At 63.9% G+C, this 25,159-nt stretch carries 21 protein-coding genes; 5 read left to right on the top strand and 16 right to left on the bottom strand.

The genetic code is table 11. From position 1 onward, the window contains the following. Positions 1 to 11: 11 nt before the first annotated feature. The 15 genes from F6X62_RS08470 to yaaA form a co-directional block, all read right to left on the bottom strand. Complete coding sequence (locus F6X62_RS08470) at positions 12 to 824, bottom strand: SDR family oxidoreductase (RefSeq protein WP_153773211.1); 813 nt, start codon at positions 822 to 824, stop codon at positions 12 to 14. Between the two features lie 139 nt (positions 825 to 963). Then, on the bottom strand, positions 964 to 1,428 hold the full coding sequence (locus F6X62_RS08465) for a multidrug transporter (protein WP_153773210.1): 465 nt from the start codon (positions 1,426 to 1,428) through the stop codon (positions 964 to 966). Positions 1,429 to 1,560: 132 nt separating this feature from the next. Continuing rightward, entirely contained in the window at positions 1,561 to 3,015 is a 1,455-nt protein-coding gene (locus tag F6X62_RS08460; RefSeq protein WP_054894908.1) for a mannose-1-phosphate guanylyltransferase/mannose-6-phosphate isomerase, read from the bottom strand. 35 nt (positions 3,016 to 3,050) lie between these two features. Then, positions 3,051 to 3,698 (bottom strand): alginate O-acetyltransferase AlgF, encoded by a 648-nt coding sequence (locus F6X62_RS08455; RefSeq protein ID WP_054894909.1) that lies wholly within the window; start codon positions 3,696 to 3,698, stop codon positions 3,051 to 3,053. Between the two features lie 17 nt (positions 3,699 to 3,715). Next, positions 3,716 to 4,873, bottom strand: coding sequence for an alginate O-acetyltransferase (locus F6X62_RS08450; RefSeq protein WP_063546039.1), 1,158 nt, complete (start codon positions 4,871 to 4,873; stop codon positions 3,716 to 3,718). Between the two features lie 10 nt (positions 4,874 to 4,883). After that, on the bottom strand, positions 4,884 to 6,344 hold the full coding sequence (locus F6X62_RS08445; protein WP_063546038.1) for an MBOAT family protein: 1,461 nt from the start codon (positions 6,342 to 6,344) through the stop codon (positions 4,884 to 4,886). 176 nt (positions 6,345 to 6,520) lie between these two features. Then, entirely contained in the window at positions 6,521 to 7,624 is a 1,104-nt protein-coding gene (locus F6X62_RS08440; protein WP_153773209.1) for a mannuronate-specific alginate lyase, read from the bottom strand. A 7-nt stretch (positions 7,625 to 7,631) separates the two neighbouring features. Next, the gene (locus tag F6X62_RS08435; RefSeq protein WP_065864150.1) at positions 7,632 to 9,077 is read right to left on the bottom strand and encodes an alginate O-acetyltransferase; all 1,446 of its coding nucleotides are present in this window, start codon (positions 9,075 to 9,077) and stop codon (positions 7,632 to 7,634) included. 13 nt (positions 9,078 to 9,090) lie between these two features. Then, positions 9,091 to 10,650 carry a mannuronan 5-epimerase AlgG gene (gene algG, locus F6X62_RS08430; RefSeq protein WP_054894914.1) on the bottom strand — a complete coding sequence of 520 codons (1,560 nt, stop codon included), beginning with the start codon at positions 10,648 to 10,650 and terminating at the stop codon, positions 9,091 to 9,093. An 18-nt stretch (positions 10,651 to 10,668) separates the two neighbouring features. After that, positions 10,669 to 12,147, bottom strand: a complete 1,479-nt coding sequence (locus F6X62_RS08425; protein ID WP_153773208.1) for an alginate export family protein — start codon at positions 12,145 to 12,147, stop codon at positions 10,669 to 10,671. Next, positions 12,144 to 13,655 carry an alginate biosynthesis TPR repeat lipoprotein AlgK gene (gene algK / locus F6X62_RS08420; protein ID WP_256674014.1) on the bottom strand — a complete coding sequence of 504 codons (1,512 nt, stop codon included), beginning with the start codon at positions 13,653 to 13,655 and terminating at the stop codon, positions 12,144 to 12,146. Before algK ends, F6X62_RS08425 begins: the two co-directional genes overlap by 4 nt. A 13-nt stretch (positions 13,656 to 13,668) precedes the next feature. Further along, a complete protein-coding gene (locus F6X62_RS08415; RefSeq protein ID WP_054894917.1) occupies positions 13,669 to 14,835 on the bottom strand; it encodes an alginate biosynthesis protein Alg44 in 1,167 nt (388 codons plus the stop codon). 36 nt (positions 14,836 to 14,871) lie between these two features. Further along, positions 14,872 to 16,353: a glycosyltransferase family 2 protein gene (locus F6X62_RS08410; RefSeq protein ID WP_172964813.1), complete on the bottom strand. Its 1,482-nt coding sequence runs from the start codon at positions 16,351 to 16,353 to the stop codon at positions 14,872 to 14,874. A gap of 62 nt (positions 16,354 to 16,415) precedes the next feature. Next, positions 16,416 to 17,732: a nucleotide sugar dehydrogenase gene (locus F6X62_RS08405; protein WP_065864153.1), complete on the bottom strand. Its 1,317-nt coding sequence runs from the start codon at positions 17,730 to 17,732 to the stop codon at positions 16,416 to 16,418. Positions 17,733 to 18,498: 766 nt separating this feature from the next. Further along, positions 18,499 to 19,278 carry a peroxide stress protein YaaA gene (gene yaaA / locus F6X62_RS08400; protein ID WP_063546032.1) on the bottom strand — a complete coding sequence of 260 codons (780 nt, stop codon included), beginning with the start codon at positions 19,276 to 19,278 and terminating at the stop codon, positions 18,499 to 18,501. A 134-nt stretch (positions 19,279 to 19,412) separates the two neighbouring features. Here yaaA and F6X62_RS08395 point away from each other — a divergent pair, with 134 nt between their 5' ends. The 5 genes from F6X62_RS08395 (at position 19,413) to moaE (ending at position 23,543) form a co-directional block, all read left to right on the top strand. Then, positions 19,413 to 20,540, top strand: a complete 1,128-nt coding sequence (locus F6X62_RS08395; RefSeq protein WP_153773207.1) for a polysaccharide deacetylase family protein — start codon at positions 19,413 to 19,415, stop codon at positions 20,538 to 20,540. Between the two features lie 293 nt (positions 20,541 to 20,833). Beyond that, on the top strand, positions 20,834 to 22,228 hold the full coding sequence (locus tag F6X62_RS08390) for a PhoH family protein (protein ID WP_153773206.1): 1,395 nt from the start codon (positions 20,834 to 20,836) through the stop codon (positions 22,226 to 22,228). Between the two features lie 150 nt (positions 22,229 to 22,378). Next, on the top strand, positions 22,379 to 22,849 hold the full coding sequence (moaC, locus tag F6X62_RS08385; protein ID WP_054894923.1) for a cyclic pyranopterin monophosphate synthase MoaC: 471 nt from the start codon (positions 22,379 to 22,381) through the stop codon (positions 22,847 to 22,849). Beyond that, on the top strand, positions 22,849 to 23,094 hold the full coding sequence (locus F6X62_RS08380; RefSeq protein WP_153773205.1) for a MoaD/ThiS family protein: 246 nt from the start codon (positions 22,849 to 22,851) through the stop codon (positions 23,092 to 23,094). The genes moaC and F6X62_RS08380 overlap by 1 nt, the downstream gene beginning before the upstream one ends. Positions 23,095 to 23,096: 2 nt before the next feature. Then, positions 23,097 to 23,543, top strand: coding sequence for a molybdopterin synthase catalytic subunit MoaE (gene moaE, locus F6X62_RS08375; protein WP_153773204.1), 447 nt, complete (start codon positions 23,097 to 23,099; stop codon positions 23,541 to 23,543). A gap of 143 nt (positions 23,544 to 23,686) precedes the next feature. Here the strand turns inward: moaE and rhlB are convergent, their stop codons facing one another. Further along, entirely contained in the window at positions 23,687 to 25,144 is a 1,458-nt protein-coding gene (gene rhlB / locus F6X62_RS08370) for an ATP-dependent RNA helicase RhlB (RefSeq protein ID WP_125931478.1), read from the bottom strand. Positions 25,145 to 25,159 lie beyond the last annotated feature (15 nt).

The following is a 25,159-nucleotide window of genomic DNA, read 5'->3' as shown; positions in this document are numbered from 1 at the left end:
CCACTACTGCTTCAAAGCGGGCGCAACAACCCGAAGCGCTTGCGCAACACCTTGTCCAGCAACCGCTGCGGCAGCAGCCGTGCCATCAACGGCAAGGCGGTGCTGCCATTGCCCAGCCTCACCAGCGCCGGTGTCGGCGTCTTGCGTGTGGCTGCCAGCAATCCCTGGGCAAAGGTCGCCGCTGGGGTCGGCCTGTCCTGCGAGGCGCGAGCCCTGGCCTGCACCTGCTCGCGCAACGGCCACCACGGCGAATCCGCTGCCAGTACCTGCTCGGCTTCGTGCTGTGCATTGCTGGCGAACTGCGAAGCGATCGCTCCGGGCTGCACTTCCATCACCCGGATCCCGAATGGTGCCAGCTCCAGGCGCAGGGCGTCGCTCAGCGCATGCACGGCGGCCTTCGAGGCACAGTAGGCCCCGGCGAAGGGCGTGACCAGGACCCCGGACACGCTGCCGATGTTCACCACCAGGCCTTTGGAGCGGCGCAGCAGCGGGAACAGGGCGCGGGTCACGCCGACCAGCGAGAAGACATTGGTTTCGAACTGGCGCTGCAGGGCTTCGACGCCGCCGTCGAGCAGCGGGCCCATGGCGCCGTAGCCGGCGTTGTTGATCAGGATGTCGAGTTCCGGCAATTCCTCGGCCAGTCGTGCCAGGGCCTGAGGGTCGTTGACGTCCAGTCGCCGGGCGACGAAGCCAGCGCCGGCAAGGCGCTCGACATCTTCAGCTTTGCGGGCGGTGGCCCAGACCTGGTGGCCGGCATCGCGGAAGGTATCGGCCAGGGCGCGGCCGATGCCGCTGGAACAACCGGTGATAAGAACGGTGGGCATGGTCAGGGTCTGCTGTCAGGTGGGACGTACAGCGTCTGCGCCGGCCTCTTCGCGGGCAAGCCCGCTCCCACAGGTACTGCACAATTCCTCAGGCTGTGGGAGCGGGCTTGCCCGCGAAAAGGCCGGTGCAGGCGCCCGGTCAATTGGCAAATGTACCTTGCAGGTGCTCGGCACGAAACTCCAGGGTCTGCGCACGGTAGCCAGAGCGCAGCGGTGGCAATGGCAGGCAGTCTGTCCATTCGGCACCCGGCTGCAGCTCACCGGGCCCGCGATAGCGCGGCGCGGCATAGGTGTTTTCGGCAAGGTTGACCGTATCGCCCGGGGTGTAGGCGGCAACCCGCCAGCGCAGCTCGGTGAGCGGCGCCTTGTTGCCGTTTTTCATTCGTACTTGCAGCGCCCGGTCGGCGGGGCATTGATCGGGCGCATAGCTCAGGCGCAGATCGAGACGGGCCAGTTGCGAGGCTTCGCGGCTGTCCTGCCAGACCACGAACAGTGCGACCAGGCCCAGGCCGCACACGGCGGCCATGGAAATCGGCAGGGCCTTGGCCGGGTAGCGCAGTAGCAGGACCAGCCAGGTGAGGATGAGAAAGGCGCCGATGATCATGAGGGTGCAGGCCTTGGTTGGGCGGTTCGATCATCGTAGCGGGAAATGACGCATGGCTCAAAAACGCCATCGCGGGACAAGTCGCAGCGGCGAACCGCCGCTGCGACTTGTTCCGCGATGAAAGCGCTGCCGTTACTGCGCGATGGTCTTCACCGAAACCCCACGCTCCACCGGCGTAGAGGTGCGCCCGTACACATCCTCGAAGCGCTCGATATCATCCTCGCCCAGGTAGCTCCCGGACTGCACTTCGATGATCTCCAGCGGGATCTTGCCCGGATTGCGCAGACGGTGCACCGAGGCAATCGGGATGTAGGTCGACTGGTTCTCGGTGAGCAGGAACACGTTCTCGTCGCAGGTCACCTCGGCGGTGCCGCTGACCACGATCCAGTGCTCGGCGCGGTGGTGGTGCATCTGCAGCGACAGGCTGGCGCCTGGCTTGACGGTGATGTGCTTGACCTGGAAGCGTCCACCCATGTCCACCGAATCGTAGGAGCCCCACGGACGGTACACCTCGAGGTGGTTCTGGGTCTCGCTGCGGCCTTGCTGGTCGAGGGTGTTGACCAGTTGCTTGACGCCCTGGACCTTGTCCTTGTGGGCAATCATCATCGCGTCCTTGGTCTCGACCACGACGATGTTCTCAAGGCCGATCACCGACACCAGCTTGCCGTTGCCGTGGATCATGCAGTTGTGGCTGTCCTGCACCACCACATCACCCTTGGTGACGTTGCCGTTGTCGTCCTTCTCGTGCACATCCCACAGCGACGACCAGCAGCCCACGTCGCTCCAGCCGGCCGACAGCGGCACCACGCAGGCGCGCTGGGTCTTTTCCATCACCGCGTAGTCGATGGAGTTGTCCGGGCAGCAGGCGAAGGTGGCTTCGTCGATGCTCAGCACGTCGGCTTCTTCGTCGCTGCGCTCCAGGGCCAGCAGGCAGGTGTCGTAGATGTCCGGGTCGTGCTTTTTCAGCTCTTCGAGGAAGCGGCTGGCGCGGAACAGGAACATGCCGCTGTTCCAGAAGTAACCGCCAGCGCGGACGAACTCGTTGGCGCGTTTCTCATCGGGCTTTTCGACGAACTGCGCGACCCGCGCCACACCCTCTGGCAGCAGGGCGTCCTGGCTGGAGCGGATGTAGCCGTAGCCGGTCTCGGGCTTGGTCGCCGGCACGCCGAACAGCACCATCTCGCCGCGCTCGGCCGCCACCGTGGCCAGGGCCAGGGCGCGTTGCAGGGCTTTCTGGTCCTCGATCACGTGGTCGGCGGGCAGCACCAGCATCAGCTCGTCGCGGCCCTCGTTGACCAGTTTCATGGCGGCCATCGCCACCGCTGGCGCGGTGTTGCGCCCGAAGGGCTCCATGAGGATGGCCTGGGTTTCGAGCTTCAGGCCCGCCAACTGCTCCTGGACGATGAACTTGTGGTCCTTGTTGCAGACCACGATGGGGGTATCCATGCCCTCGAACACCAGGCGCTGGAGGGTCTGCTGGAACAGGGTATGTTCGCCGGTCAACGCCAGGAACTGCTTGGGGAACTGCTTGCGCGACAGAGGCCACAGACGCGAACCGCTACCACCAGAAAGAATTACCGGGATCATCATGTTTCTCCAATAGTCGTTTAGAGGCAGGGGGATCAGTTGCTAGCCACGGGGCGAGTTACCCACACCGGCGACAAGCTGTTGCCGGAACCGGTGACATACAGCACGGCCGCTTCGCCGCGCTCCAGGGCGACGGGTTTGACGTCGCTGACTTTCTTGTTGCCGTCGAACAGGGCCAGGTTGACCTTGACCGGATTGATTTCGCGCTCGCCGCGACCCTTGGCGGCCACCGGCTTGACCACTTCGGTCTTGCCGTCGGCGGTCTTGAGGGTCAGCGACTGGTCGCTGAGGTTCTGCACGCGCACCAGCGCTTTCTGCTTGTTCTTGAACGGCGGCTCCTCGATCAGTTGCGGGTTGCCGCCGTTGTTGTTGACCAGGGTGTAGTACTTGTCCGAGGCCAGCTTGACCGGCACGCTCTTGCCGCCGACCTGGGCGGTGTAGTCGCCGCCAGGCAGGAAGCTGAAGTCGCTGCTGGCCTGGGCACCGACCTGCTTGATCTGGGTATTGCCGACCGAGGCCGCGGTGGGCGCGGAGCTTGCGTTGTACAGGCGCACGAAGGTCGAGCCTTTCGGGGCGCTAGGGCCATAGAGTGCGGCGTCGGCGCCGGCGAAGGCCTGCAGCGATGCCAGGGAAAGGCCGGCCGCGAGGGTGAGGGCTTTGGCGATGGATGGCTTGTGAGTCATGTGCGTGTTCCTCTCTTTCAGTGGTCCGTCCGGTTGGACGAAAGGGCCAGGTTTTCTTCGGATTTACGGGTGTTCTTCAGTTGCGCGATCCACTGCGGATCGAAGCTGCTGAGGTCGTTCTTCATTGGCAGATAGCGCTCGGGGAACTCCCACACCACGACTTGTGGCGGGGCATTCTTGAAGGCGTCGCTCTGCAGGTACTTGAGCATCGGCAGCAGCGGGCCGTGGCCGTCCTCGGCATAGTTGGCGACGTCGCTGTGCAGCGCCTGTTGCAGGGCGCCGAGGAAGTTCCAGTGCGGGTTGGCGCTGTAGCTGGTACCCACCAGTGCCACCGGGATGGCGCTGTCGGCGAACAGCGCATCGCCGTCGTCGCCCTCGGCTTGCGCCGGGCGGGTGGTGCGCTGCTGCAGGTTGTCCGGGGTTGGCAGCAGGTTGCTGAACAGCGGGTCGAGCGGCAGGAAGTTGGTCAGGTCGCCTTTGTATGGCGCAGTCTTGCCCGCCTCGGTGATGTAGGCCTGGGGTTGGCCGTCGAGCAGTTGCTGGCGCTTGACGCCTTCGGCGATGGACTGGGCAACCACTTCGGCGCCCATTGGCGTCCAGTGCGTGTCGGTGCGCAGGAATACCTGGCCACGGGCCTTGGCCTGCTCCAGTGGGGCGAGCAGGTCGGGGGCGAACACGTTGGCCTGGCGCGCCTGGGCGTGGAACTGGTTGAACAACTCGCCGTGCAGGCTGGCGGGCGTCTCCTTGCCCAGGTACTCGGCATAGACCCGTGCCTTGGCCGGCACGATCGCCAGCACCAGCTCGATGTTCTGGCGCTGCAGGGTGTCGCGCACGCCGCGGATCAGCGCCAGGTTGTCCTGCATCAGTTGGTCGGCGTTGGCGGTGGGGTTGAATTCCTCATCGCTGAACAGCCACTGGTCGCGGCCCAGCACCACACCGGGGCGGCCTTCGTTGAACAGCTTGAAGTCCAGTGCGGCCCAGAGGTTGGTGCCCAGGCGCTTGATCGGGAACTGTTCGTCGTAGTGGGTTTCGGCGGCCTTGGCCAGCTTGCCGTCGAGCAGGGTCATCTGCCCGGTGCGGTTGAAGCTCTCCAGGCCCCCGACCGACCAGGCGCCCAGGCCCACCAGCAGACCGAGGAACGACAGCGAATAGGTGATGCGAAGTGTGCGGTTCATGTCATCCACCTCAGAACTGGAAGTACAGGAACGGCGAGTAGCTCTGCGCCGAAAGCTTGAGGATCGAGGCCACGAACAGCAGCAGCACCAGGGCGCGGGTCATGACCCGGGTCCAGTCCAGGCTGAGCGTGCCGTCGCCATGTACTTGCGCCGGAATGCGCGGGGCGGCCGGTGGCGTTGCGTTGCGGTAGAAGTCGCGCAGGCCGAAGAACGCCAGGGTCAGGTAGGCGACGATCAGCGTGGCCACCTGCAGGCCGGTGAGTTGGGCGCGGTTGAGTTCCGACAGCTGCCACTGGCCGAAGCTGAACATGGCGCCGTACATGCGGCCGGCCACTTCGAGGTTTTCGGCGCGGAAGATCACCCAGCCGACGACCACCAGCAGGAAGGTGAAGGCCCATTTGATCGGGTTGAAGCGCTGCGGGTTGGTGTCGATGCCCAGCGCGCGTTCGATCGCCAGCCACATGCCGTGCCAGGCGCCCCAGATGATGTAGGTGAAGTTGGCGCCGTGCCACAGGCCGCCCAGCAGCATGGTCAGGAACAGGTTGCGGTAGGTGGCGAAGGTGCCGCCGCGGTTGCCGCCCAGGGTGATGTACAGGTAGTCGCGCAGCCAGGTCGACAGGCTGATGTGCCAGCGCCGCCAGAACTCGGTGATCGACTGGCTGATGTAGGGCTGCTTGAAGTTCTCCATGAAGCGAAAGCCCATCATCAGGCCCAGGCCGATGGCCATGTCGCTGTAGCCGGAGAAGTCGAAGTACAGCTGCGCGGTGTAGGCCAGCGCGCCCAGCCAGGCATCGCCGGTGGTGGGGTTCTGCAGGGCGAAGCAGTGGTCGGCGACCACCGCCAGGGTGTCGGCGATGAACACTTTCTTGATGAAGCCCTGCATGAAGCGCGTGCAGCCTTCGGAGAACTTGTCCAGGGTGTGGGTGCGGTTGTTGAACTGATCGACCAGGTCCTTGAAGCGCAGCACGGGGCCGGCGATCAAGTGCGGGAAGATCGCCACGAATGCGGCGAAGTCGATCAGGTTGCGCGTTGCCGGGGTGTCGCCGCGGTACACGTCGATGATGTAGCTGATCGACTCGAAGATGTAGAACGAGATACCGATCGGCAGCAGCACGTGGGTGAGGATGAACGGCTCAAGGCCGAACGAGCTGATGATCGCGTTGAGGCTGTCGACGCCGAAGTTGGCGTACTTGAAGTAGCCGAGGATCGCCAGGTCCACGCCCACGCCCAGCAGCAGCCAGCGCTGGGCCGGCTTGGTGCGCACGCCGGCAGCGCCGACTTTCAGACCGATCCAGTAATTCCACAGGGTGACGCCTGCGAACAGCGCCAGGAAGTCTACCCGCCACCAGGCGTAGAAGATGTAGCTGGCCACCAGCAACAGCAGGTTGCGATAGCGGTTCCCGCTCAGGTAGTACAAGCCGAGGAAAACCGGCAAGAACAGGAACAGGAACACGTTGGACGAGAAGACCATCCCGGTTCTCCTTTTTGTTCACAGCATCCGGGGCACAGCGCCCCCCAAACCCCCCACGCGTAGCTGGGGAGCAACCTAGTTCCTGTGGGAGCGGGTTTACCCGCGAAGCAGACACCGCGGTGCCTGGCAAGGGCTTCGCCCTTGTTCGCGGGTAAACCCGCTCCCACAGGGATCTACTATTTCTTCTGTTCCGCGCTCGGGTCGTAGACCCGGGTCATGTCGCCGCCCATGCGGAAGCTGTTGAACGGCTGCATGTCGTGCTTGCGCTTGAGGGTGTCGCCGACGCACTGGTACAGCGCGCACCAGGGTTCGAGCCAGGCGTACTTGCTGTCGACCTTGAGGTCCTTGAGGTCCTGCTTGACCCCGGCGCGCTCGGCGAAGTGCACCGGATCGCGGGCACCGGCCAGCACGCCTTCGCCCAGACGCTGCAGGGCGAAGTTGTTTTCCTTGCGCAGGTCCACGCCATTGACCTGGGCGAAGCTGGCGATCATCGCCAGCGGCGGCAGGGCGTAGTTGTGGTAGGCCAGCGCGCGCTGGCGACGTTTGATCTCGTTGGGCAGGAAGCCTTGGTCGTCGATCTGGTTGGCGCCGACCTTGAACTCCTTCACTGCCCAGTCGAACAAGTCGCGCCGATCCGTGGCCACTGCCGTGGCCATCACCGACCAGGCCGCCCAGTAGCTATGGTTGTTGATCTTCTCCAGCGGCAGGTCGCTCCAGTCGCGCACGGTCTGTGTCGCCAGCTTGGCGAGCCACTTCTCGATCAGCTCGGCTTCGGCCTGGTGCGCGGCCAGTGGCTGGGACTTGGAGAACTTCAAGCGCAGCCACGAGCCGCTCATGCTGCCCAGCGCCCATTTGCGCATGGACTTGCCGGTGTGGTTGAAATCGGTGGACTCCAGCGCATCGGCGCGCGCCCAGGTGCCGAGCCAGGTCAGCACGCAATCGAGCTGGGCCGGGCGACCGTCGCGCATGTACTGGCCGACCATCTTGCTGACGCCCTTCTCCAGGGTGGTGATGTCGGCGGTGGAGTCGCGGAAGGCTTTTTCAGAGGCGACGTTGAGCGTTGCCCGAGCCTTGTCCGAGCCCTCGTACTTGCTGCGAAACTGCAGCGCGCCGGTGTAGGGCTTGGGCGCGGCTTCGCAGGTGAAGTTGCCGTCGCTGGTCTTGAGTTTCTCGATGCCCTCGTAGTAACCCTGCGGGGGCACCAGCGCAGCCTGCGCGGCACCGCCGAACAGGGCCAGCGCGAGCAGGGCGGGGCTGAAGGTTCGCTTCAATGTCGTCATGTTCGCCTCACTGGCCGGCTTGCGCGGTGTTGCGCGCGCTGCCGGCGAAGTTGTTGCGTTTGCAGAGCTTGGCCTCGACTTTCTGGGTGCCGTTTTCCGGGCCCTGGACTTCCAGGGCCAGCAGGTTCTGGCTGGCCCAGTCTTCGTCCTCGCGCATCTGGAAGACGAAGCGTCCGTCGGTGTCGGAGGTCTCGGGTTTTTCGATCTTGATGTCCTCGTGGCGCCCGTTCAGGTACCAGAGGGTGGCCTGCAGCACCTTGACCGAGGTGTCCTCGAAACGGATGTCGAGTTGGTGATTGCGGTTGACCAGGTCCTTGATCACGCCACCCTTGCCGTTGACCATCAGCTCGTTCTTGCCCGGCTTGAGTGTGGTGCTGGCGCTCATTTGCGCCGGGCGGCCGTCGCAGCCATCGTCGAGCAGGCCGAGGATCTGCCGCCAGATGGTTTCCTGGTCCAGGCGGTACAGCGGCGAGAATTCCCAGATCAGGATCTTCGGCGGGTTCTTGTGGAACTCCTCGCTGCCCAGGTACTGGATCATCGAGCCTTCCAGGCCGCCGCCGGGGAAGGCGACGTTGAGTACGTCGGCGCCGATGTACTGTTCCAGAAAGCCCGAGAAGTTGTAGTTCTTGCCACTGTGGCTGGTGCCGACCAGGGTGATCTGCGCGTTGCCTGAATCGCCGAACAGGTCGTCGCCGCCGCTGGCGCCCCCCTTGGGTTCGGTGGCGAACTGGTCCATGTACTGCACCGCGTAGCTGGTGCCGCACAGTTGTCCGGCGACGTTGTGCAGGGTGCCGGTCTTGCCCATGCGTCCGGATTTCTGGGTTTCGAATTCCTTGCGTGGAATACCCTCGAAAGCCGGCATTTTGTGCACGGTGTCGGCCACGATCTTCGCTGCGCGCTCGGCGCCGTAGGGCGTCCAGTGCTGGTCGCCGCGGAAGTAGAAGTCCTTGCCCTGGTCGGCGGCGGCGAGCTGCTCGTTGGTCAGGGGCGAGAGGTCGGGCACGTTGTAGCCCATCCGGGCGAAGCGCTGCAGCATCGCCTGGTAGTTGTGCAGGGCTTTCTGGTAGTCGAAGGCAGCCTTCTCTTCGGGCTTGAGCATGTTGCGGTTTACCAGGCCACGGGTCGGCTGGTAGACCACCACCAGCTCCACGCCGCGTTTCTTGAACGCATCGTGCACCTGCTGCAGACGCTTGTAGCCGCCGGGCGTGGTGTCGAATTCGGTGCGCAGGTCTTCGCGGGTACGGAACAGCCAGTCGCCCTGGGCCTGTACCAGGGTGGTGAAGTTCTGCTGGTAGCGGGTGGTGTAGCGGCTGGCGTCGTGGGCCTCGGGGCACAGCTGGCAGCACGGCTCGGCGCTGAAGCTCGGTGGCTGCACGTCGTCGGCGCGCACGCCCTGGCTGATGGCCAGGAGGGCGGCGGACAGGCCGAGCAGTTTCATCAGGTGTGGGGTCATGGTCTGGGCTTCCTTAATCGATCATTTCGGTCTGGCGTTCGACCGGGTCGATCAGCACGGCCTTCTGCTGGCGCACCAGCAGGTCGAGGATTTCGTCCTGGCGCTCGCCGAGCACGCCGTTGAGGCTGATGCCGCTGGATTTGCGCGGCGCGAGCATGGACACCTTGTACAGCTCCACCGACAGCGGCGAGTCGATCGACAAGGGCCCGGAACCGTTGGCCGCCAGCTCGCCGCCAACCACGATCAGCGACACCTTGGTGTCGAACGGGTCGAGGGCGATGTCGCGGTCGGTGTCGGAGAGGTCCTTGATATGCCCGTACACCCCGACCAGGCCGTTGGCCATGGCGATGTTTTCGTACAGGCGGATGTTCACGCTGTTGCGTACGCGGATGCCGTGGCGACGGTTGTTGATCAGCTTGTTGCCCCAGATCAGGTTGTCGCCGCTCTCGTAGAGGGTGATGCCGTCGGTGTGGTTGCGGTAGATCTCGTTGTAGGCGATCAGGTTGTTGACGCTGTTACGGTCGATCACCACGCCCGAGAGCTTGTTGTCGTAGCTCTTGTTGTTGATGATCCAGCTGTCGTTGACCTCACGCGAGACGATGATCCCGTGCTTCTTCTTGGTGCCGTACACGGTATTGCCGGCAATGATCAGGCGGTGCGAGCGGTCGTGCGGGTCGATGCCGTAGACGATGTTGTCGCGGTAGGTCGAGTCCTTGACCACGAAGTCGCTGGTCTCGTAGCAGTAGAAGCCGTACCACATGTCGCTGAACTCCGAGCCGATGATCCAGCCGGTCGGTTCAGGGCGGCCCATCTGCTTGGCCATGTTCGGGGTGTACTGCGAGATGCTCACGCCATACGACTTGGACTTGGCATAGCCGAAGCTGGCCATCTTGCTGTTGACGATGTACGTCTCGGTGCCGCCCCAGCTGAGCAGGAACGGGCGGAATTCCTTGGGCGAGCGGAAAGTCGCCGGGCCGTTGGCCTGCTCGCGCCAGCCGGTGACCTGGGTATCGCTGACGAACAGCTTGCCGTCATTGACGATGAACGAGCCGCCCTCCTGGGACAGGCGCAGCTCCTTGACCTTGCCGTCGATCTCCAGCACGCCCTTGCGCCCGACCACGATCGGCAGGCGCGCCAGATACACGCCCGGCGCGGTTTCGCGCAGGTACTGGGCGGGCACCTTCTTGCTCAGTTCGACCAGGTCGACATGCCCGTCATCGACGAAGATCGCCTGGGGGATGCCGTGCTGGCGCTGGACCCACTCGGCGGCCTTGTTGTCGCCGCCGATGAATTCCTTGAGCGACTCTTCCTGGAGCATGCGGCGCACGCTGACCTTGCCCTTGTGGCGGCGGTCTATCTTCTGTTGCACGGCCTGCGCGGTGTAGCCGGAGAGGTCGGGCAGCTTGGGCGGATCCATCTGCAGCGGCTCGATCGGCGCGCTGGCGACGGTGTAGGTCTTGGCCTGTTGCAGCTCCTTGGCGATCACCGCCGGCTGGGCCGCGGCGGCCATGCCGCTGGCCAGCAGCAGGGCGCTGGCGAGCAGGCTGTGGCGGAGGTTCGGGTGCAGGTTCATAACGGTCCTCTCCCGGCCTCAGAAGCGCCAGATCACGTCGACGAAGGCGCGGTGCATGTACGAGTCCGCTTCCTTGCCATAGGCATCGCCGGGCTTGAACACACCGGCGCGCAGGCGTACCAGGGCCGACGGCTCGTCGATCGACTGGCTCAGCGAGGCGGGCAGCAGGCCCTGCTTGAAGTACTTGGTGACCACCACGTCCATCTCCTGGCCCAGGTCCTTCTCGCCGTTGATCAGCGGACGGTTGATGCCATCGTCGTTGACCACCGCGTTGATGCCGCTGGAGCCGATGTTCTGGTTGCCATCGACGCGCCAGAACTTGTGGTAGATGAAGCTTGCGTCGTAGTCGTCGCGCAGTTGCCAGGAGGCGAACAGGGTCGCGGCCTGCAGGTTGCCCAGCTCGCCGCGGAAGGCCTCGCCGAAGCGGTGCACGCGCGAGCGGGTGCCGGTGAAGTTGGAGCGGTTGCTCTCAAGGCCGGTCTGCTCGAAGTTGTTCGAGCCATCGCTGCCGCCACCACCGCTGCCACGGGCGTAGGCCGCGCCGACCTGCCACTGCGGGTCGAGGCGCAGACGGATACCGAGGTCGGTGGCCCAAGCATTGACGTCGCCGCTCTGTTTGCCGGTGGCGACCTGGTCTTCGCCGACCAGCTGGCTGCTGAGGCTGTCGCGATTGCCGGTCAGCCAGGTGACGCTGCCCCAGTAGTTGACGGTGTGGTCGTTGCGCCAGTTGTAGGCGTCGCTGTTGGCCTCAAGGCCCAGCCAGGTGAGGTCGCCGGTGCGGGTCTTGTCGAGGGCATCGACGGTCTCGCCGGGGTTCTTCAGGCTGCCGCTGTCATGGGTATGGTGGGCGCGCAGGCCGACCCAGTGGCCGGGTGTCCACTGCGTGGCGATGTTGCCGTAGATGTGCGTGCGGTCCTTGTCTTCTGGGGCCAGCTCGGTGAGGTCGGTGCGGTATTCGCTGAAGCGTTGGGCGACACCGAGGTCGGCCTTGAGCAGGGTGGTGTCGAAGCTCCAGTTCAGCGCCTCGATGTTGGTGTCGCGCCACATGCCGTCGTCGCTGCGCAGGCGCTGGCGGCCGAAGCGCAGTTGCTCGCCGGGGTAGGGCGTGAAACCGCTGTAGCCGATCCAGAATTCGCGCAGGGCCAGGTAGCTCTTGTCCGGCTTGCGGCTGTCGTCGCCGGTGTCGACGGCGGTGCCGTCGTCGTTCTGGCGCAGGGTGTCGGTCTCGATGATGTCGGTGGCAGTCACCGCCTGGCCCATGGCGAAGGCGCTCCAGTTGCCGCGCTCGCCATACACCCAGGGACGCAGGTCCAGGCCCAGGCCGTTGACGTCGCCGCCGGAGCGGGTGCCCAGGTCGCGGTCGTCCTCGGACTGGCCGGTGATCTTCACGTCCAGGCCGAAGTTCTTCACTGCGGTTTCCGCGGCCAGGGTCGGCAGCGACCACAGCAGGGCGAAGCTCAGGCCGATGCCGGCTTTCACGAAGGGATTGAGCGTCATAGCGAGTCCTCGGCGTCTACGTCTTTCTCGTCTTGCAGGGCGTCCAGGGCCAGCGGGCTGTTGCTGGCCTGGAGCATCCCGGCACGCGCCTTCTTCTCCTGCTCCAGCAGGCGCTGGGCCTGGCTGCGCTGGTCGGGCGTGAGTTGCTGGTCGAGTTGCTGCAGCAGTTCGCTGGACTGCGGCGTCGGGTTGGCCTGGGCAAGCTGGGCGAATACCCAGGCGTTGCCGGTGTTCTGGCGGATGCCGTGGCCTTCGCTGTAGAGCTGGGCCAGGGCGTAGTCGGCACTGAGCTGGCCGCCACGGGCGGCACTGAGCAGGTGGTCCACCGCTTTCTGCGGCTCGACATGGCCCAGGTAGCCGCGGCGGTAGAGCTGGCCGAGGTAATAGTGGGCGCTGATTTCGCCGGCGTCGGCGGCGGCCTGCAGGTGTTGCTCGGCCTTCACGGCATCGGCCGGGACGGTCTTGCCTTCGTAGTAGAGGCGGCCCAGCAGCAGTTCGGCGCGGGGCTGCTCGGCTTCGCGGCCCTTGTCGATGTAGGCCATCAGCTGGTCGGTGTCGCCCAGTTCAGGGAAGTCGTAGAGCAGTTGCGCAAGGCTGACCCAGGATGCCGGGTTGGCCGGGGCGACGTGTTCGAGCAGGTCCTTGGCGGTCTTCTCGTCGGTCTGGCCGAGGCTCCGGTCGGCGAGCACGCGGGCGACGCTGTCGACCCGTGTGGCAGGCACCGCATTGCGGGCATAGGCGGCCTTGAGCTGGTCGAGCAGGGCGGCCTGCTGGTCGGGTTGGGCGCGTTTCTGGTAGACGGTGGCCAACTCCACGTAGCAGATGTCGGTGCTGCTCAGCGCGGCCTTGCAGATCTGCTCCACCTCGGCCAGGTGCTGGTCGTAGGTGCCTTGGGTGCGGTACAGCAGCACCTGGGCCAGGCCCGCCTCGGGGTTGCCGGCGGCGCGCCACTGGTCGATCTGCTGCTGGGCGTTGATGTTCGGGAAGCTCTGCGGGTATTGCAGGTAGAGCATCGCCAGCGGGATCAGGGTGTTGCCCTCACCTTGCCTGGCCGCGAGCTTGAGCAGGGTTTCGGCCTCTTCGCGTTCGGCCTGGGTGCTGTCGGGCTTGGCCACCAGCAGGCGGCCCAGGCGTGCCTGGGCACGTGGTGAGGTAGCGGCTGCGGCGCGGTAGGTGGCTTCGGCCTGCTTGAGCTGGGCCGGGTCGCGGGTGCCAACCTGAATGTCGGCCAGGCCGACCTGTGCGTCGCTGTAGCCCAGGTCGGCAAGTGCCTTGTAGTTGGCCTCGGCGGTGGCGGTGTCGCCGCGCTTCAGGGCCTCGTTGGCCAGGCGCTGGTCAGGCAGGCCGACGCAGCCGGCCAGGGTGATGGCCAGGACGCAGAGCCCGAGAGCCCTGTGGGAGCGGGCTTGCCCGCGAATGGCTGGGACCTGCGATGAAGGTGTACCTGCTGGCCCCTTCGCGGGCAAGCCCGCTCCCACGGGGACGCAGGGATAATTGTTCGGCGTCATCGTCCTGTCCCCCTCAGAGCCCGCGGGCCACGGCCTTGTCGATCAGCCAGTTCAGCGAGGGACCGCGGTCGCTGTTCACCGAAGCCGGGCGGCCGGCCAGCTCTGCAGGCAGCGACTCGTCTGGCTTGATCTGCACGCGAATGTCCGAAGCCAGGTTGTCGTTGTCCAGGCTGGCGCTGCCGACGATCACACCGGTGCGCACCTCGTCTTCGCCGGCGATCTGGAAGTTGACCCGGGTGCCGGGCTTGACCTCGTCGAACTGGCGATAGCTGAAGCGCGCCTCGACCATCGGGTTGGTGGTGCGCGGGATCAACTGGTAGACCACCTGGCCCTTGCTGGCGTACTGGCCGTCATCCACCAGCTGGCGGGCGACCACGCAGTCGCAAGGGCTGGTGAGGGTGCCGGAAAGCTGCTTGCCAAACAGTTCCTCGACCTTGGCTGGCTCCAGTTGCGAGTCGTCCAGATGGCCCTTGAGCAGGTCGAGCATGCTGGTGTTGAAGGTCGCCAGCGGCGCGCCCTTGACCACCTGCGCACCGTTTTCCACCAGGCTCTGCATGCTGCCGTCGCGGGGCATGGTGACGTTGGTGGTCGGTACTGCGACCACACCGGCCTCGGCGTGGCTGACGAAGTACAGGCCGTACAGCGATTTGGCGACGAAACCGAAGGCGGCGATGCCGACCACGAACACGCCCAGGGTGACGGTGACGGCACGCAGGCGACCGAAGGCCGAAAGGCCGGAGCCTGCGTCCTTCTGCTTGCGCGCCTTGGTGAAGTTGTCGCGCTGCAGGGTACTGAGCACATCACCGACGCTGATCAGCTCGCCGGACAGGTGGGAGGTGATGATGTGGCGCAGGGTGGCGATATCGCGCGGTTCCAGGTTCTGGAATTCGACACCGGTGCGGCCGCTCTGCGGATCGCTCGAGCGCACCAGGAACTCGATGTCCATCGACAGCCCCAGGTTGTCGACCACGAACTGCAGGCGACCACGTACGACATCTCCGACCGGAAGGGCTTTTTTGGCATGGAACGACAGACCACCGGCGGAGAGGTCGTCGACCTTCACATCCTGCGGCTGGCGCTCGCTGTCCAGGTAGCGCAGCTTGGCCGGGATGCGCACCCGGGCGTGCTGGCGCTGGGCTTCGGACTCATGCACGACGTTGACGTTCACGGCGGTATTCATGGCGATTTGTTCCTGTTGGATCGATCCGGGTTGGGCTCACACGACCATGAACAGCACAGCGACGAAGATGCTGGCGGCCGAGAAGGTCATGGTCCGAGAGGACCAGGTGTTGAACCATTGTTGAAAGCTGGCGAGGTCACGTTTCAGGGCAGTCGGCTGGCGGGTCCAGGACTGCTTGTCGAGGCGGAAGAACACGTAGATCTTCATCAGCGCGCCGACGATCTGGTTGTAATAGAGGATCAGCGGATAGGCCGGGCCGACACTGTGGCCCGAGCACAGCAGCATGATGGTGAGGATCAGGCGGGTGATGCCGATCCACAGCAGGTACACCAGCAGGAACTGCAGGCCGAACTTGAAGCTGGCGATCACCGCCACGGTCAGGCCCAGCAGGCTGGTCCACATCGACACACGCTGGTCGAGCAGCACGATGCTGGTGAACAGCCCCAGGCGCTTGAGGCCCAGGCCCAGGGCGCGGGAGTTCTGCCGCAGGTTGTTGCCATACCAGCGGTACATCAGCTTGCGGCTGGCCTTGACGAAGCTCTTCTCCGGCGGATGCTCGACCGTGTTGATCGCCGCGTCCGGCACGTAGAAGGTGTCGTAGCCCAGGCGCATCAGGCTGAACCAGCTCGACTTGTCGTCGCCGGTGAGGAACTTGAAGCGGCCCAGGCGCCAGTGCATCAGCGAGTCGCTTTCGACGTCGGCGATGAACTCGGGGTTGGTGACCACGCTTGCGCGGAACATCGACATGCGCCCGGTCATGGTCAGCACGCGCTTGGAGAGCGCCATCGAACACATGTTGATGTGGCGCTGGGCGAAGCGCAGCTTGTGCCACTCGCTCATGATGTAGCCGCCGCGCACTTCGCAGAATTCGTTGGTGGTCAGGCCACCGACATTGGGGTAGAGCTTGAACCAGGGCACGGTCTTGCGAACTACGCCCTCGGCCAGCACGGTGTCGCCGTCGATCACCGCAACCACGGCGTTTTCGTCCGGCAGCATCCGCGAGATGGCCCGAAAACCGTAGGCCAGGCCGTCGCGCTTGCCGGTACCGGCGATGCGCACGAAGTCCAGGGCGACGTGTTCGGGCGGGTTGTACTTGGCCCACAGGCTCTTGACCAGCAGCTCGTCGGACTTCTCCACCAGCGAGCAGACCACGGTGGTCGGATAGCCGCATTCGATCGCTTCGCGGATCACCGAGCTGTACACCTGGGCGGTGGTCAGCGCATCGATGCGAAAGCTGGTGACCATCAGGTACACATGCGACGGTTCGGCTGCCTTGCCCAGCTTCTGCACCTTGCGGCGCAGGTAGGGGTAGACCAGGTACAGGAAGATCATGCCGCGGATGAAATGGGTGGCGCCCATGGAGTAGCGCCAGATGCCGACTGCGCCGACCAGGAAGATGAAGTGCTTCGACTGCGAATCGAAGATATCGCTGGGCAGGGCCAGGGCGATCAGCATGAGCAGGCTCATGTAGAGCAGCCATCCGGCGCACTGCAACAGCACTGTCTGGAGCCTTTGCATGTTCAGCATCCGTCGCGAGAATCAGGAGAATGCGGGGCCGACCGGCCCCGCGTCGGGCTGGCTTACCAGCAGATGCCTTCGGTGCGGGTGAGGGTGCTGGTGGGCTTGCTCATGAAGCCGACCAGATCAATCACCTGCTTGCCTTCCGGTGCCTGCTGGGCAAGGGCGCGGAACTGCTCGTCGCGGTTGCCGAGGATGATGATGTCGGCGCCATCGACCACCTGCTGGAAGTCGGCGTTGAGCAGCGACGAGACATGCGGGATCTTCGACTCGATGTAGTCCTTGTTGGCGCCGTGGACACGGGCGTACTCGACGTTCTGGTCGTAGATGTTCAGCTCGTAGCCCTTGCCGATCAGGCGCTCGGCCAGTTCCACCAGCGGGCTTTCGCGCAGGTCGTCGGTGCCGGCCTTGAAGCTCAGGCCGAGCAGGGCGATCTTGCGCTTGTCGTGGCTTTCGATGATGTCGAAGGCGTTCTGCACCTGCGACTCGTTGCTGCGCATCAGCGAGTCGAGCAGCGGCGCCTTCACATCGAGGCTGGCAGCACGGTAGGTGAGGGCGCGCACGTCCTTGGGCAGGCACGAACCGCCGAAGGCGAAGCCCGGGCGCATGTAGTACTGCGACAGGTTCAGGGCCTTGTCCTGGCAGACCACGTCCATCACTTCGCGACCATCGACGCCGACCGCCTTGGCGATGTTGCCGATCTCGTTGGCGAAGGTCACCTTGGTGGCGTGCCAGACGTTGCAGGTGTACTTGATCATCTCGGCCACTTCGATCGGCTTGCGGATGATCGGCGCGTCGAGCTCTTCGTAGATCGCCTGCAGCACGTCGCCGCTGGCGCTGTCCAGTTCGCCGATGACGGTCATCGGAGGCTGGTCGTAGTCCTTGATCGCGGTACTTTCACGCAGGAACTCGGGGTTGACCGCCACGCCGAAATCGACGCCGGCCTTCTTTCCGGAGCAGTCTTCGAGGATCGGGATCACCACGTTCTTCACCGTGCCTGGCAGCACGGTGCTGCGTACCACGATGGTGTGGCGGCGGGTGGTGTCGCGCAGCACGTAGCCGATCTCGCGGCACACCGATTCGATGTATTCCAGGCCCAGGTCGCCGTTCTTCTTGCTCGGGGTGCCGACACAGATCATCGACACGTCGCTGGCGCGGATCGCCTCGGCGAAGTCGGTGGTGCCACGCAGGCGACCATTGGCGATGCCTTGCTGCAGGAGTTGCTCCAGACCCGGCTCGACGATCGGCGACTTGCCCTGGTTGATGAGGTCGATCTTGGTGGTGGACACATCCACACCAATCACTTCATGGCCCCTTGCCGACAGGCAACCTGCACAGACGGCACCCACGTAACCCAAACCAAAGATGCTGATACGCATCGTATTCACCTCGTGTGTTTATCACGCCGGCTCTTTCGAAGAACCGGACCGGGTTGATTGACCTGCTTTTACGGGCGCACGGATCCATGGCGAATTGACACTTCACCGAACGCAGGCATGAATGAATCCGGAGCGCAAACAGTGATGCGCTCAAAATTGGCAGTAAAAGGCCAGTTATAAAAAGGCGTGCCCTGAGATGCAGCCGTCTTTATTGCAACGCGTTATCGGGTGCGCTGCTGTGCTTGTTCTTTCAAGTGAATAAATCCTTTGAAATCAACCACTAGGACGATTAGTAAGGGGCGCGGCTCTCCTGCTTTAACAGACCGCTTGGTTATACCGAAGCGGTAGTCGAAGTTATCAGTGCAGGTAGTGAGTACCTGCCACTTGTCATCTGTAAGTCATCTCTCACGTTGCACGCTCGTGATTCGTTACGGGTGCTATGAGCGATCTGCGAAGGGAGAAGTTCCGAGGTGCGTTCAGGGCAGATGAAAGATTTCTAAATATTTTTTCAGTGAGAAATACTTTCATTCTGATAGCACGGATGGGTTTCGCCCCTATATATAAAGGGCGGAATCAAGATGAGATGGTTATATGCCAGTATCGGAAAAATTTTTTCAAAATTCGTCAAAAAACTACGAACGGTCTTATGGCGTTTGGCGATAAGCTCAGCCTTGCCTGTTTTTTGGCGCCGGTAATTTGGCTTTTTTGAGGCGGGGATTGCAGGAGCGCGCTGGTTGGGGGGCTCCTGCAAGACTGGGAAGCAGGGCTAGTCCGCTGGATGATCGCGCAGGAACACCAGGTGGTCGGGCTTCGATTGTTCGGCGCTGTAGTAGTAGCCTTGCACGTCGAAGCGCTTGAGCTGCTCGGGATCGTTGATGCGCTCCTGGATCACGAAGCGGCTCATCAGCCCACGCGCCTTCTTGGCGTAGAAGCTGATGATCTTGTACTGGCCGTTCTTCAAGTCCTTGAAGTCGACGTTGATCACGCGGGCATTCAGCGCATTCTTCTTCACGGCGCTGAAGTACTCGTTGCTGGCCAGGTTCAGCAGCAGGTCATCGCCTTGTTCGGCCAGGGCCTGGTTCAGCCATTCGCTGATGCGCGTGCCCCAGAAGGCGTAGAGGTCCTTGCCGCGTGCGTTCGCGAGCTTGGTGCCCATTTCCAGGCGGTAGGGCTGCATCAGGTCCAGCGGTCGCAGCAGGCCATAGAGGCCCGAGAGCATGCGCAGGTGTTGCTGGGCATAGCTGAAGTCGTCCTCGCCAAGGGTTTCGGCATCCAGGCCTGTGTATACGTCGCCCTTGAACGCCAGCAGCGCCTGCTTGGCGTTGGCGGGGGTGAAGTCTGGGGTCCAGCTGCCGAAACGCGCGGCATTGAGGCCGGCAAGCTTGTCGGACAGGTGCATCAGCTCGGCGATCTGCGCCGGCGATAGCTCGCGCAGTTGGGTGATCAACGTCTGCGAATCGTCCAGGTACTGCGGCAGGGTATGGCGCTGGGTTACCGGTGGGGTGTCGTAGTCGAGGGTCTTGGCGGGGGAAATCACCGTCAGCATGGGTCGGCTCCTGAAATCGTCGCCGACGATTCTACGGGGCCAGCAGGGCAACGCCAAACTATGGTGACGATAGTCACAGACCATCGCCCGGGCAGGCGCTATAGTGCGCATCATCCGTTTAGGGAGAACCGATCGTGCGCATTGCCTTCGCCGTGCTGGCCGGGTTGTTCAGCCTGGCTGTGCAGGCCGCTCCAGCCAATTCCGTCAGCTTCGACCGCAGCCATTGGCCCGAGCAGCTCGACAGCCCGGTGCTGTTCGACGTGGCATCGCGCGCGCAGATCCTCTCCTTCGCCCAGGTGCTGCATGAAAGCGAGATGCTCGATGAGCGCGCTCTGGCGGCGCGCCTGGGGCTGCGGCAGATCAACCTGGCGGTGATCCGTTCGGTGCGTGCGCGCATGTGGCAGCGGTTGTGGGAAAACTTCCAGCAGGCCCAGCTCAGTTGCGAGCAGGATGCATCGTTTTGCTATCCGCTGGATTCGATGGCGGATTTGCGTACGCGTTCGGCTACGTTCGCTACAGATGTCGGCGAATTCTACAAAGAATGGGTCGAGCCCAGCCATCAGTTCAACGTCCGTTACCTTGACGAGCAATTGCGCAAGGCGGCCTTGTTTCCACAGACCAGCAGCGAGATCGAGCGGCTGTCGAATGGCGAGCGCAGTGGCGATGAACTCAACGACCGGATGTTCCTGCTGACGTTCGTCGGCGGCCCTGGCCCGGTCGGCGGCAACACGGACCTGCTCAACGATTACCTGCGCCGGCAAAAGCTGGGCGCAGTGTTCTTCGTGCTGGGGAACCGCGTGCAGCAGCGCCGCGACATGGCCCAGGGGGCCAATGTCGCGGCGCTCTACGCTGGACAGTGCGTGGGGATTCAGGGCTGGGAGTATCGCTCCCACGCCCAGTGGCAGGGCTGGCAGGATTCCCTGCGGCGCAGCCAGGCGCAGGTGCAGGGGCTGATGCCCGAGCAGTACGTGCCGCTGTTCCGCCCACCCTATGGGCAGCGCCGTGCCGACGGCGAGGCGTTCATGGCGGCGCAAGGGCTGCAGGTGTCACTGTGGGACATCGACGCCCAGGACGACGGCGCGCTGGATGCCGAGCAGTCGGCCCAGCGGGTGATGACCTTGATGCTGCTATGGCGCAAGGGTGTGATCCAGTTCCACGATACCTTGCCCAAGGCACAGCCGGCGCTGGAATGGCTGTTGCAGCACACGGCGCAGAGCGGGATCGGGTGGCAGGATTGCATGGAATACGCGCATCTGCGCTAGGCATGAAATCCAGGGTCCAACATTGACTGTAGTCCCCCGTCACCTTATCGCCAAGCGCGGTTCGTCATTCGGCAAAATAAACTTCACCGGAGCGTAAAAAGTCTTTTTTCCGTCACGCCTTTTGCGGTATGAAGGAATCAGACAGCCGATTCCTGCAGCACAGGTGGCGTCATCCAGGCCCTCCTTTGCCAGGTGCGCTCCCCGCCCGTAACGACGCGGATACGGGGAGAACGGCGGTCACTCTGCGGTGCAGCGAAGCTGTGCCGTCCTGCTTTCACATAAGGTGACCGAGTATGGATGACCAAGGACGCAACCCTTCCTCCAACCAGCCAATCCTGTATGTGCTCGATACCAACGTCCTGATTCACGATCCCAACGCTTTGCTCAACTTCGAGGAGCACCACGTCGCCATACCGATGACGGTGCTGGAGGAACTCGACAAGCTCAAGACCGGTAAACAGACCATCGCCGCCGAATGCCGCCAGGCCATTCGCCTGATCGACCAGACCCTGGGCGATGCATCACCCAGCGATGTCGAACAAGGGGTACCGATCCAGCGTGGCAAGAGCGGGCCGAAGGGCTTCCTGTCGATCCTGATGAGCCCGCGCAACGAACCGAACCGGTTGCTGCCGGAAAACCTCAACGACAACATCATCATCAACCAACTGCTGGAGCTGCGTGCCAGGCGGGCTGACCTGGACGTGGTGCTGGTCACCAAAGACATCAACATGCGCCTGAAGGCGCGCGCTTGTGGCATCGCCGCAGAGGACTACAGCACCGACCAACTGGTCGACGATGTGTCTTTGCTCTCGAAGGGCTACCACTCGGTCACCGGCTCCTTCTGGGACCGGGTCAGCAAGGTCGACACCCGCCAGGAACGGGGCCGCACCTGGCATCGCGTACAACTGATCGACAACTTGCCGGCCGTGCACGTCAATGAGTTCATCATCGACGAGCAGGGCTTCGTCGGCTGGATCAAGGGCATTCGCGAGAACGAACTGCTATTGCTCGACCTGCACCAGGAGCCGCTGCTGCATCAGGAAGCCTGGGGCCTCAAGCCCCGCGACATCCATCAGAGCCTGGCGCTGTTCGCCCTGCTCGATCCGGACATCCACCTGGTCAATCTCACTGGCGCGGCCGGCTCGGGCAAGACCATCCTGGCATTGGCTGCAGCCATCGAGCAGACCATGGTCAGCAAGCGCTACCGGCGTATCATCGCCACCCGCAGCGTGCAGGGGCTGGACCAGGAGATCGGCTTCCTGCCGGGCACCGAGGCGGAAAAAATGGAGCCCTGGCTGGGCGCCATCACCGACAACCTCGAGGCGTTGCACATGGATGACGAAAGCACCCACGGCAGTGTCGAGTACATCCTCGAACGGGTGCCGCTGCAGTTCAAGTCGCTGAACTACATCCGTGGCCGCAGCTTCCAGCAGAGCCTGATCCTGATCGATGAATGCCAGAACCTCACCCCGCACCAGATGAAGACCATCATCACCCGTGCAGGCTCTGGCTCCAAGGTGGTCTGCCTGGGCAACCTGGCGCAGATCGACACCCCCTACCTGTCCGCGACCAGCTCGGGCCTGACCTACCTGACCGAGCGCTTCAAGGACTTCCCCCATGGCGTGCACATCACCCTGCAGGGTGTGCCGCGTTCGGTACTGGCCGAGTACGCCGAGTCGCACCTGTAGACCCGGATGGCTCATTCGCAGGCTTGCCCGCTCCCACACGGTTGTGGGGGCGGGCAAGCCCTGTGATGAGGCCGAGCCTGCCGACACATTCCCCTGCGCAAAGCTGACCCACAGGTTTACACTCTGCTTTCCCTTCACAGGAGCAGAGCAGTGCTGACTCATCTCGATTCCCAGGGGCGTGCCAACATGGTCGACGTCACTGAAAAAGCCGTGACTGCGCGCGAGGCGATCGCCGAGGCGCGGGTGCGCATGTTGCCGCAGACCTTGCGGATGATCGTCGACGGCGAGCACCCCAAGGGCGATGTGTTCGCCGTGGCGCGCATCGCCGGCATCCAGGCGGCGAAGAAGACCAGCGACCTGATCCCGCTGTGCCATCCGCTGATGCTCACCAGCGTCAAGGTCGAGCTGGCTGCCGAAGGCGAAGATGTGGTGCATATCGTTGCCCGTTGCAAGCTGGCCGGGCAGACCGGTGTCGAGATGGAGGCCCTGACCGCCGCCAGCGTAGCGGCGCTGACGATCTACGACATGTGCAAGGCCGTGGACAAGGGCATGGTCATCGAGCAGGTGCGCCTGCTGGAGAAGCTTGGCGGCAAGAGCGGCCACTACAAGGTGGAGGGGTGATGGAGATCAAGGCCCTCTATTTCGCCCGTTACCGTGAGCTGCTTGGCGTTGATGCCGAGCGTCTGGAAGGGGATTTCAAGGTGCTCGACGACGTGCGCCAGGCGCTGGTTGCCAGAGGCGGCGTTTACGCCGTGCTGGCCGAGCAGAACCTGATGTGCGCGCGTAACGAGGAGCTGTGCAGGCTCGATGAGCCGGTCGAGGACGGCGATGAGCTTGCCTTCTTCCCGCCGGTGACCGGAGGTTGAGCATGGGCGTACGGGTACAGCAGGCGGCGTTCGACCCCGGTGCCGAGGTCAATGCCATGCACGCTGCCAATGTTGGCGTGGGCGCGGTGGTGGGGTTCGTCGGTTATGTGCGCGACTTCAACGACGGTCGCGAGGTGGCGGGGATGTTTCTCGAGCACTACCCAGGCATGACCGAGAAGGCCCTGGCCAAGATCGTGGTCGAGGCCGAGCAGCGCTGGCCGTTGCTCAAGGTCGAGGTGCTGCACCGCATCGGTGCGCTGGAGCCGGGCGAGCCGATCGTGTTCGTGGGTGTCGCCAGTGCCCATCGGCAGGCCGCGTTCGATGCCTGCAACTTCATCATGGACTATCTCAAGACCCGGGCGCCGTTCTGGAAGAAGGAGAACACTCAGGACGGTCCGAGGTGGGTCGAAGGTAGGCAGAGTGACCAGGATGCTGCCGGGCGCTGGTAGAACCTCTGCCTGATGGCCGGGGCGTTGCCCCGGTTCGCGGGCAAGTCGGCGCCTACAGGTACCCGCTGCCCTCAGGTCCAGCACATTACCTGTGGGAGCGGAGGTGCGGCGACCCGACTTGCCCGTGAAGAATCCAGTACCGATCAGTGATGCTTGCGCGGCACTGGCGTGAGCAATTCATCCGGCGGCATCTCGCACTTGATCTTGCGCCCCAGCAGTTCCTCGATCGCCGGCAACTGGTAGGAGTCATCCTCGCCGGCAAAACTGATCGACACACCACTGGTGCCTGCACGGCCGGTACGGCCGATGCGGTGCACGTAGTCGTCCGGGTCTTCCGGCAGGGTGAAGTTGATCACGTGGCTGATACCGTCGATATGGATCCCGCGCCCGGCCACGTCGGTGGCCACCAGCACGGTGATGCGCCCTTCGCGGAAGTTTTCTAGGGTACGGATGCGCTTGTGCTGCGGCACATCGCCCGACAGTTGGGCGGCATTGATGCCGTCGCGCACCAGCTTCTCCTCGATGCGCCGCACCTCGTCCTTGCGATTGGCGAAGACCATCACCCGTTCCCACTTGTTCTGCGTGACCAGGTTGTACAGCAGCTTGTACTTGTCGCTGCCCGCCACGGCATAGACGTGCTGCTCGACCGTCTCGCTGGCGACGTTCTCCGGCTCGATCTCGACGATGGCCGGATCAGTAGTCCACTGCTTGGCCAGGTTCATGACGTCGTCGGTGAAGGTGGCGGAGAACAGCAGGGTCTGGCGTTCGCTCTTGGGCGGGGTCTGGCGGATGATCTGGCGTACCTGTGGGATGAAGCCCATGTCGAGCATGCGGTCGGCTTCGTCCAGCACCATCACCTCGACCATGTCCAGGTGCACTTCGCCGCGTTGCTGGAAGTCCAGCAGGCGGCCCGGGGTGGCGACCAGGATGTCGCAGTAGCGCTTTTCCAGGGCCTTGAGCTGCTTGTCGTACTCCATGCCGCCGACGAAGCTCATCACGTTCAGCCCGCTGTACTTGGTCAGGGCCTCGGCGTCCTTGGCGATCTGCACCACCAGTTCGCGGGTCGGGGCGATGATCAGGGCTCGCGGCTCGCCCATGTAGCGTTCCTTGGGCGGCGGGGTCTGCTGCAGCTGCGAGATGATCGAGATCAGGAACGCCGCCGTCTTGCCGGTGCCGGTCTGGGCCCGGCCGATGGCATCCTGGCCACGCAGGGTGTAACCCAGGACCTGGGCCTGGATCGGCGTGCAGTAGGGGAAGCCCAGGTCGTGGATGGCATGCATCAGCTCGTTGGAGAGCTTGAAGTCGTGGAAGCGGGTCTTGCCTTCCTGAGGCTCGACCACGAAGTCCTCGGGTTTCCACAGGCTGGCCTGGGGCTTGGGTTTGCGCTCACGGCGGGGTTTTTCCCGGGGCGGCTCGACAGGCGCGGCTTCAGCCTTGGCCACAGGTTCGGGCTGGCTGCGCGGCGCAGACTTCGCTCTTGGCGGTTTCGGGGGCCGGGCCGGTGCAGGCTGAGGCGTGGGTGCAATCACGGGGGCAGCGGGCGCGACGGCCTGTGGGGCGGCGTCTCCCTTGCCGAATATTTTCTTGAGTGCCTTGAGCACGGTCGTCTCGTCAAC

It is taken from the genome of Pseudomonas sp. MNR3A (genome assembly GCF_009650575.1).
Lineage (GTDB): Bacteria > Pseudomonadota > Gammaproteobacteria > Pseudomonadales > Pseudomonadaceae > Aquipseudomonas > Aquipseudomonas machongensis.
Note: the sequence above shows the minus strand (reverse complement) of the source record. Positions and strands in the feature narration are given on the sequence as shown.

What these genes read in the sequence shown, in the direction of transcription:
- F6X62_RS08455 (WP_054894909.1), bottom strand. Translation starts at nt 3,698, where the DNA reads ATGACTCACAAGCCATCCATCGCCAAAGCCCTCACCCTCGCGGCCGGC.
- moaE (WP_153773204.1), top strand. Translation starts at nt 23,097, where the DNA reads ATGGGCGTACGGGTACAGCAGGCGGCGTTCGACCCCGGTGCCGAGGTC.
- F6X62_RS08415 (WP_054894917.1), bottom strand. Translation starts at nt 14,835, where the DNA reads ATGAATACCGCCGTGAACGTCAACGTCGTGCATGAGTCCGAAGCCCAG.
- F6X62_RS08410 (WP_172964813.1), bottom strand. Translation starts at nt 16,353, where the DNA reads ATGCAAAGGCTCCAGACAGTGCTGTTGCAGTGCGCCGGATGGCTGCTC.
- algK (WP_256674014.1), bottom strand. Translation starts at nt 13,655, where the DNA reads ATGACGCCGAACAATTATCCCTGCGTCCCCGTGGGAGCGGGCTTGCCC.
- F6X62_RS08445 (WP_063546038.1), bottom strand. Translation starts at nt 6,344, where the DNA reads ATGGTCTTCTCGTCCAACGTGTTCCTGTTCCTGTTCTTGCCGGTTTTC.
- F6X62_RS08450 (WP_063546039.1), bottom strand. Translation starts at nt 4,873, where the DNA reads ATGAACCGCACACTTCGCATCACCTATTCGCTGTCGTTCCTCGGTCTG.
- F6X62_RS08405 (WP_065864153.1), bottom strand. Translation starts at nt 17,732, where the DNA reads ATGCGTATCAGCATCTTTGGTTTGGGTTACGTGGGTGCCGTCTGTGCA.
- F6X62_RS08390 (WP_153773206.1), top strand. Translation starts at nt 20,834, where the DNA reads ATGGATGACCAAGGACGCAACCCTTCCTCCAACCAGCCAATCCTGTAT.
- algG (WP_054894914.1), bottom strand. Translation starts at nt 10,650, where the DNA reads ATGAACCTGCACCCGAACCTCCGCCACAGCCTGCTCGCCAGCGCCCTG.
- F6X62_RS08440 (WP_153773209.1), bottom strand. Translation starts at nt 7,624, where the DNA reads ATGACGACATTGAAGCGAACCTTCAGCCCCGCCCTGCTCGCGCTGGCC.
- F6X62_RS08425 (WP_153773208.1), bottom strand. Translation starts at nt 12,147, where the DNA reads ATGACGCTCAATCCCTTCGTGAAAGCCGGCATCGGCCTGAGCTTCGCC.
- F6X62_RS08380 (WP_153773205.1), top strand. Translation starts at nt 22,849, where the DNA reads ATGGAGATCAAGGCCCTCTATTTCGCCCGTTACCGTGAGCTGCTTGGC.
- F6X62_RS08435 (WP_065864150.1), bottom strand. Translation starts at nt 9,077, where the DNA reads ATGACCCCACACCTGATGAAACTGCTCGGCCTGTCCGCCGCCCTCCTG.
- F6X62_RS08465 (WP_153773210.1), bottom strand. Translation starts at nt 1,428, where the DNA reads ATGATCATCGGCGCCTTTCTCATCCTCACCTGGCTGGTCCTGCTACTG.
- F6X62_RS08460 (WP_054894908.1), bottom strand. Translation starts at nt 3,015, where the DNA reads ATGATCCCGGTAATTCTTTCTGGTGGTAGCGGTTCGCGTCTGTGGCCT.
- F6X62_RS08470 (WP_153773211.1), bottom strand. Translation starts at nt 824, where the DNA reads ATGCCCACCGTTCTTATCACCGGTTGTTCCAGCGGCATCGGCCGCGCC.
- yaaA (WP_063546032.1), bottom strand. Translation starts at nt 19,278, where the DNA reads ATGCTGACGGTGATTTCCCCCGCCAAGACCCTCGACTACGACACCCCA.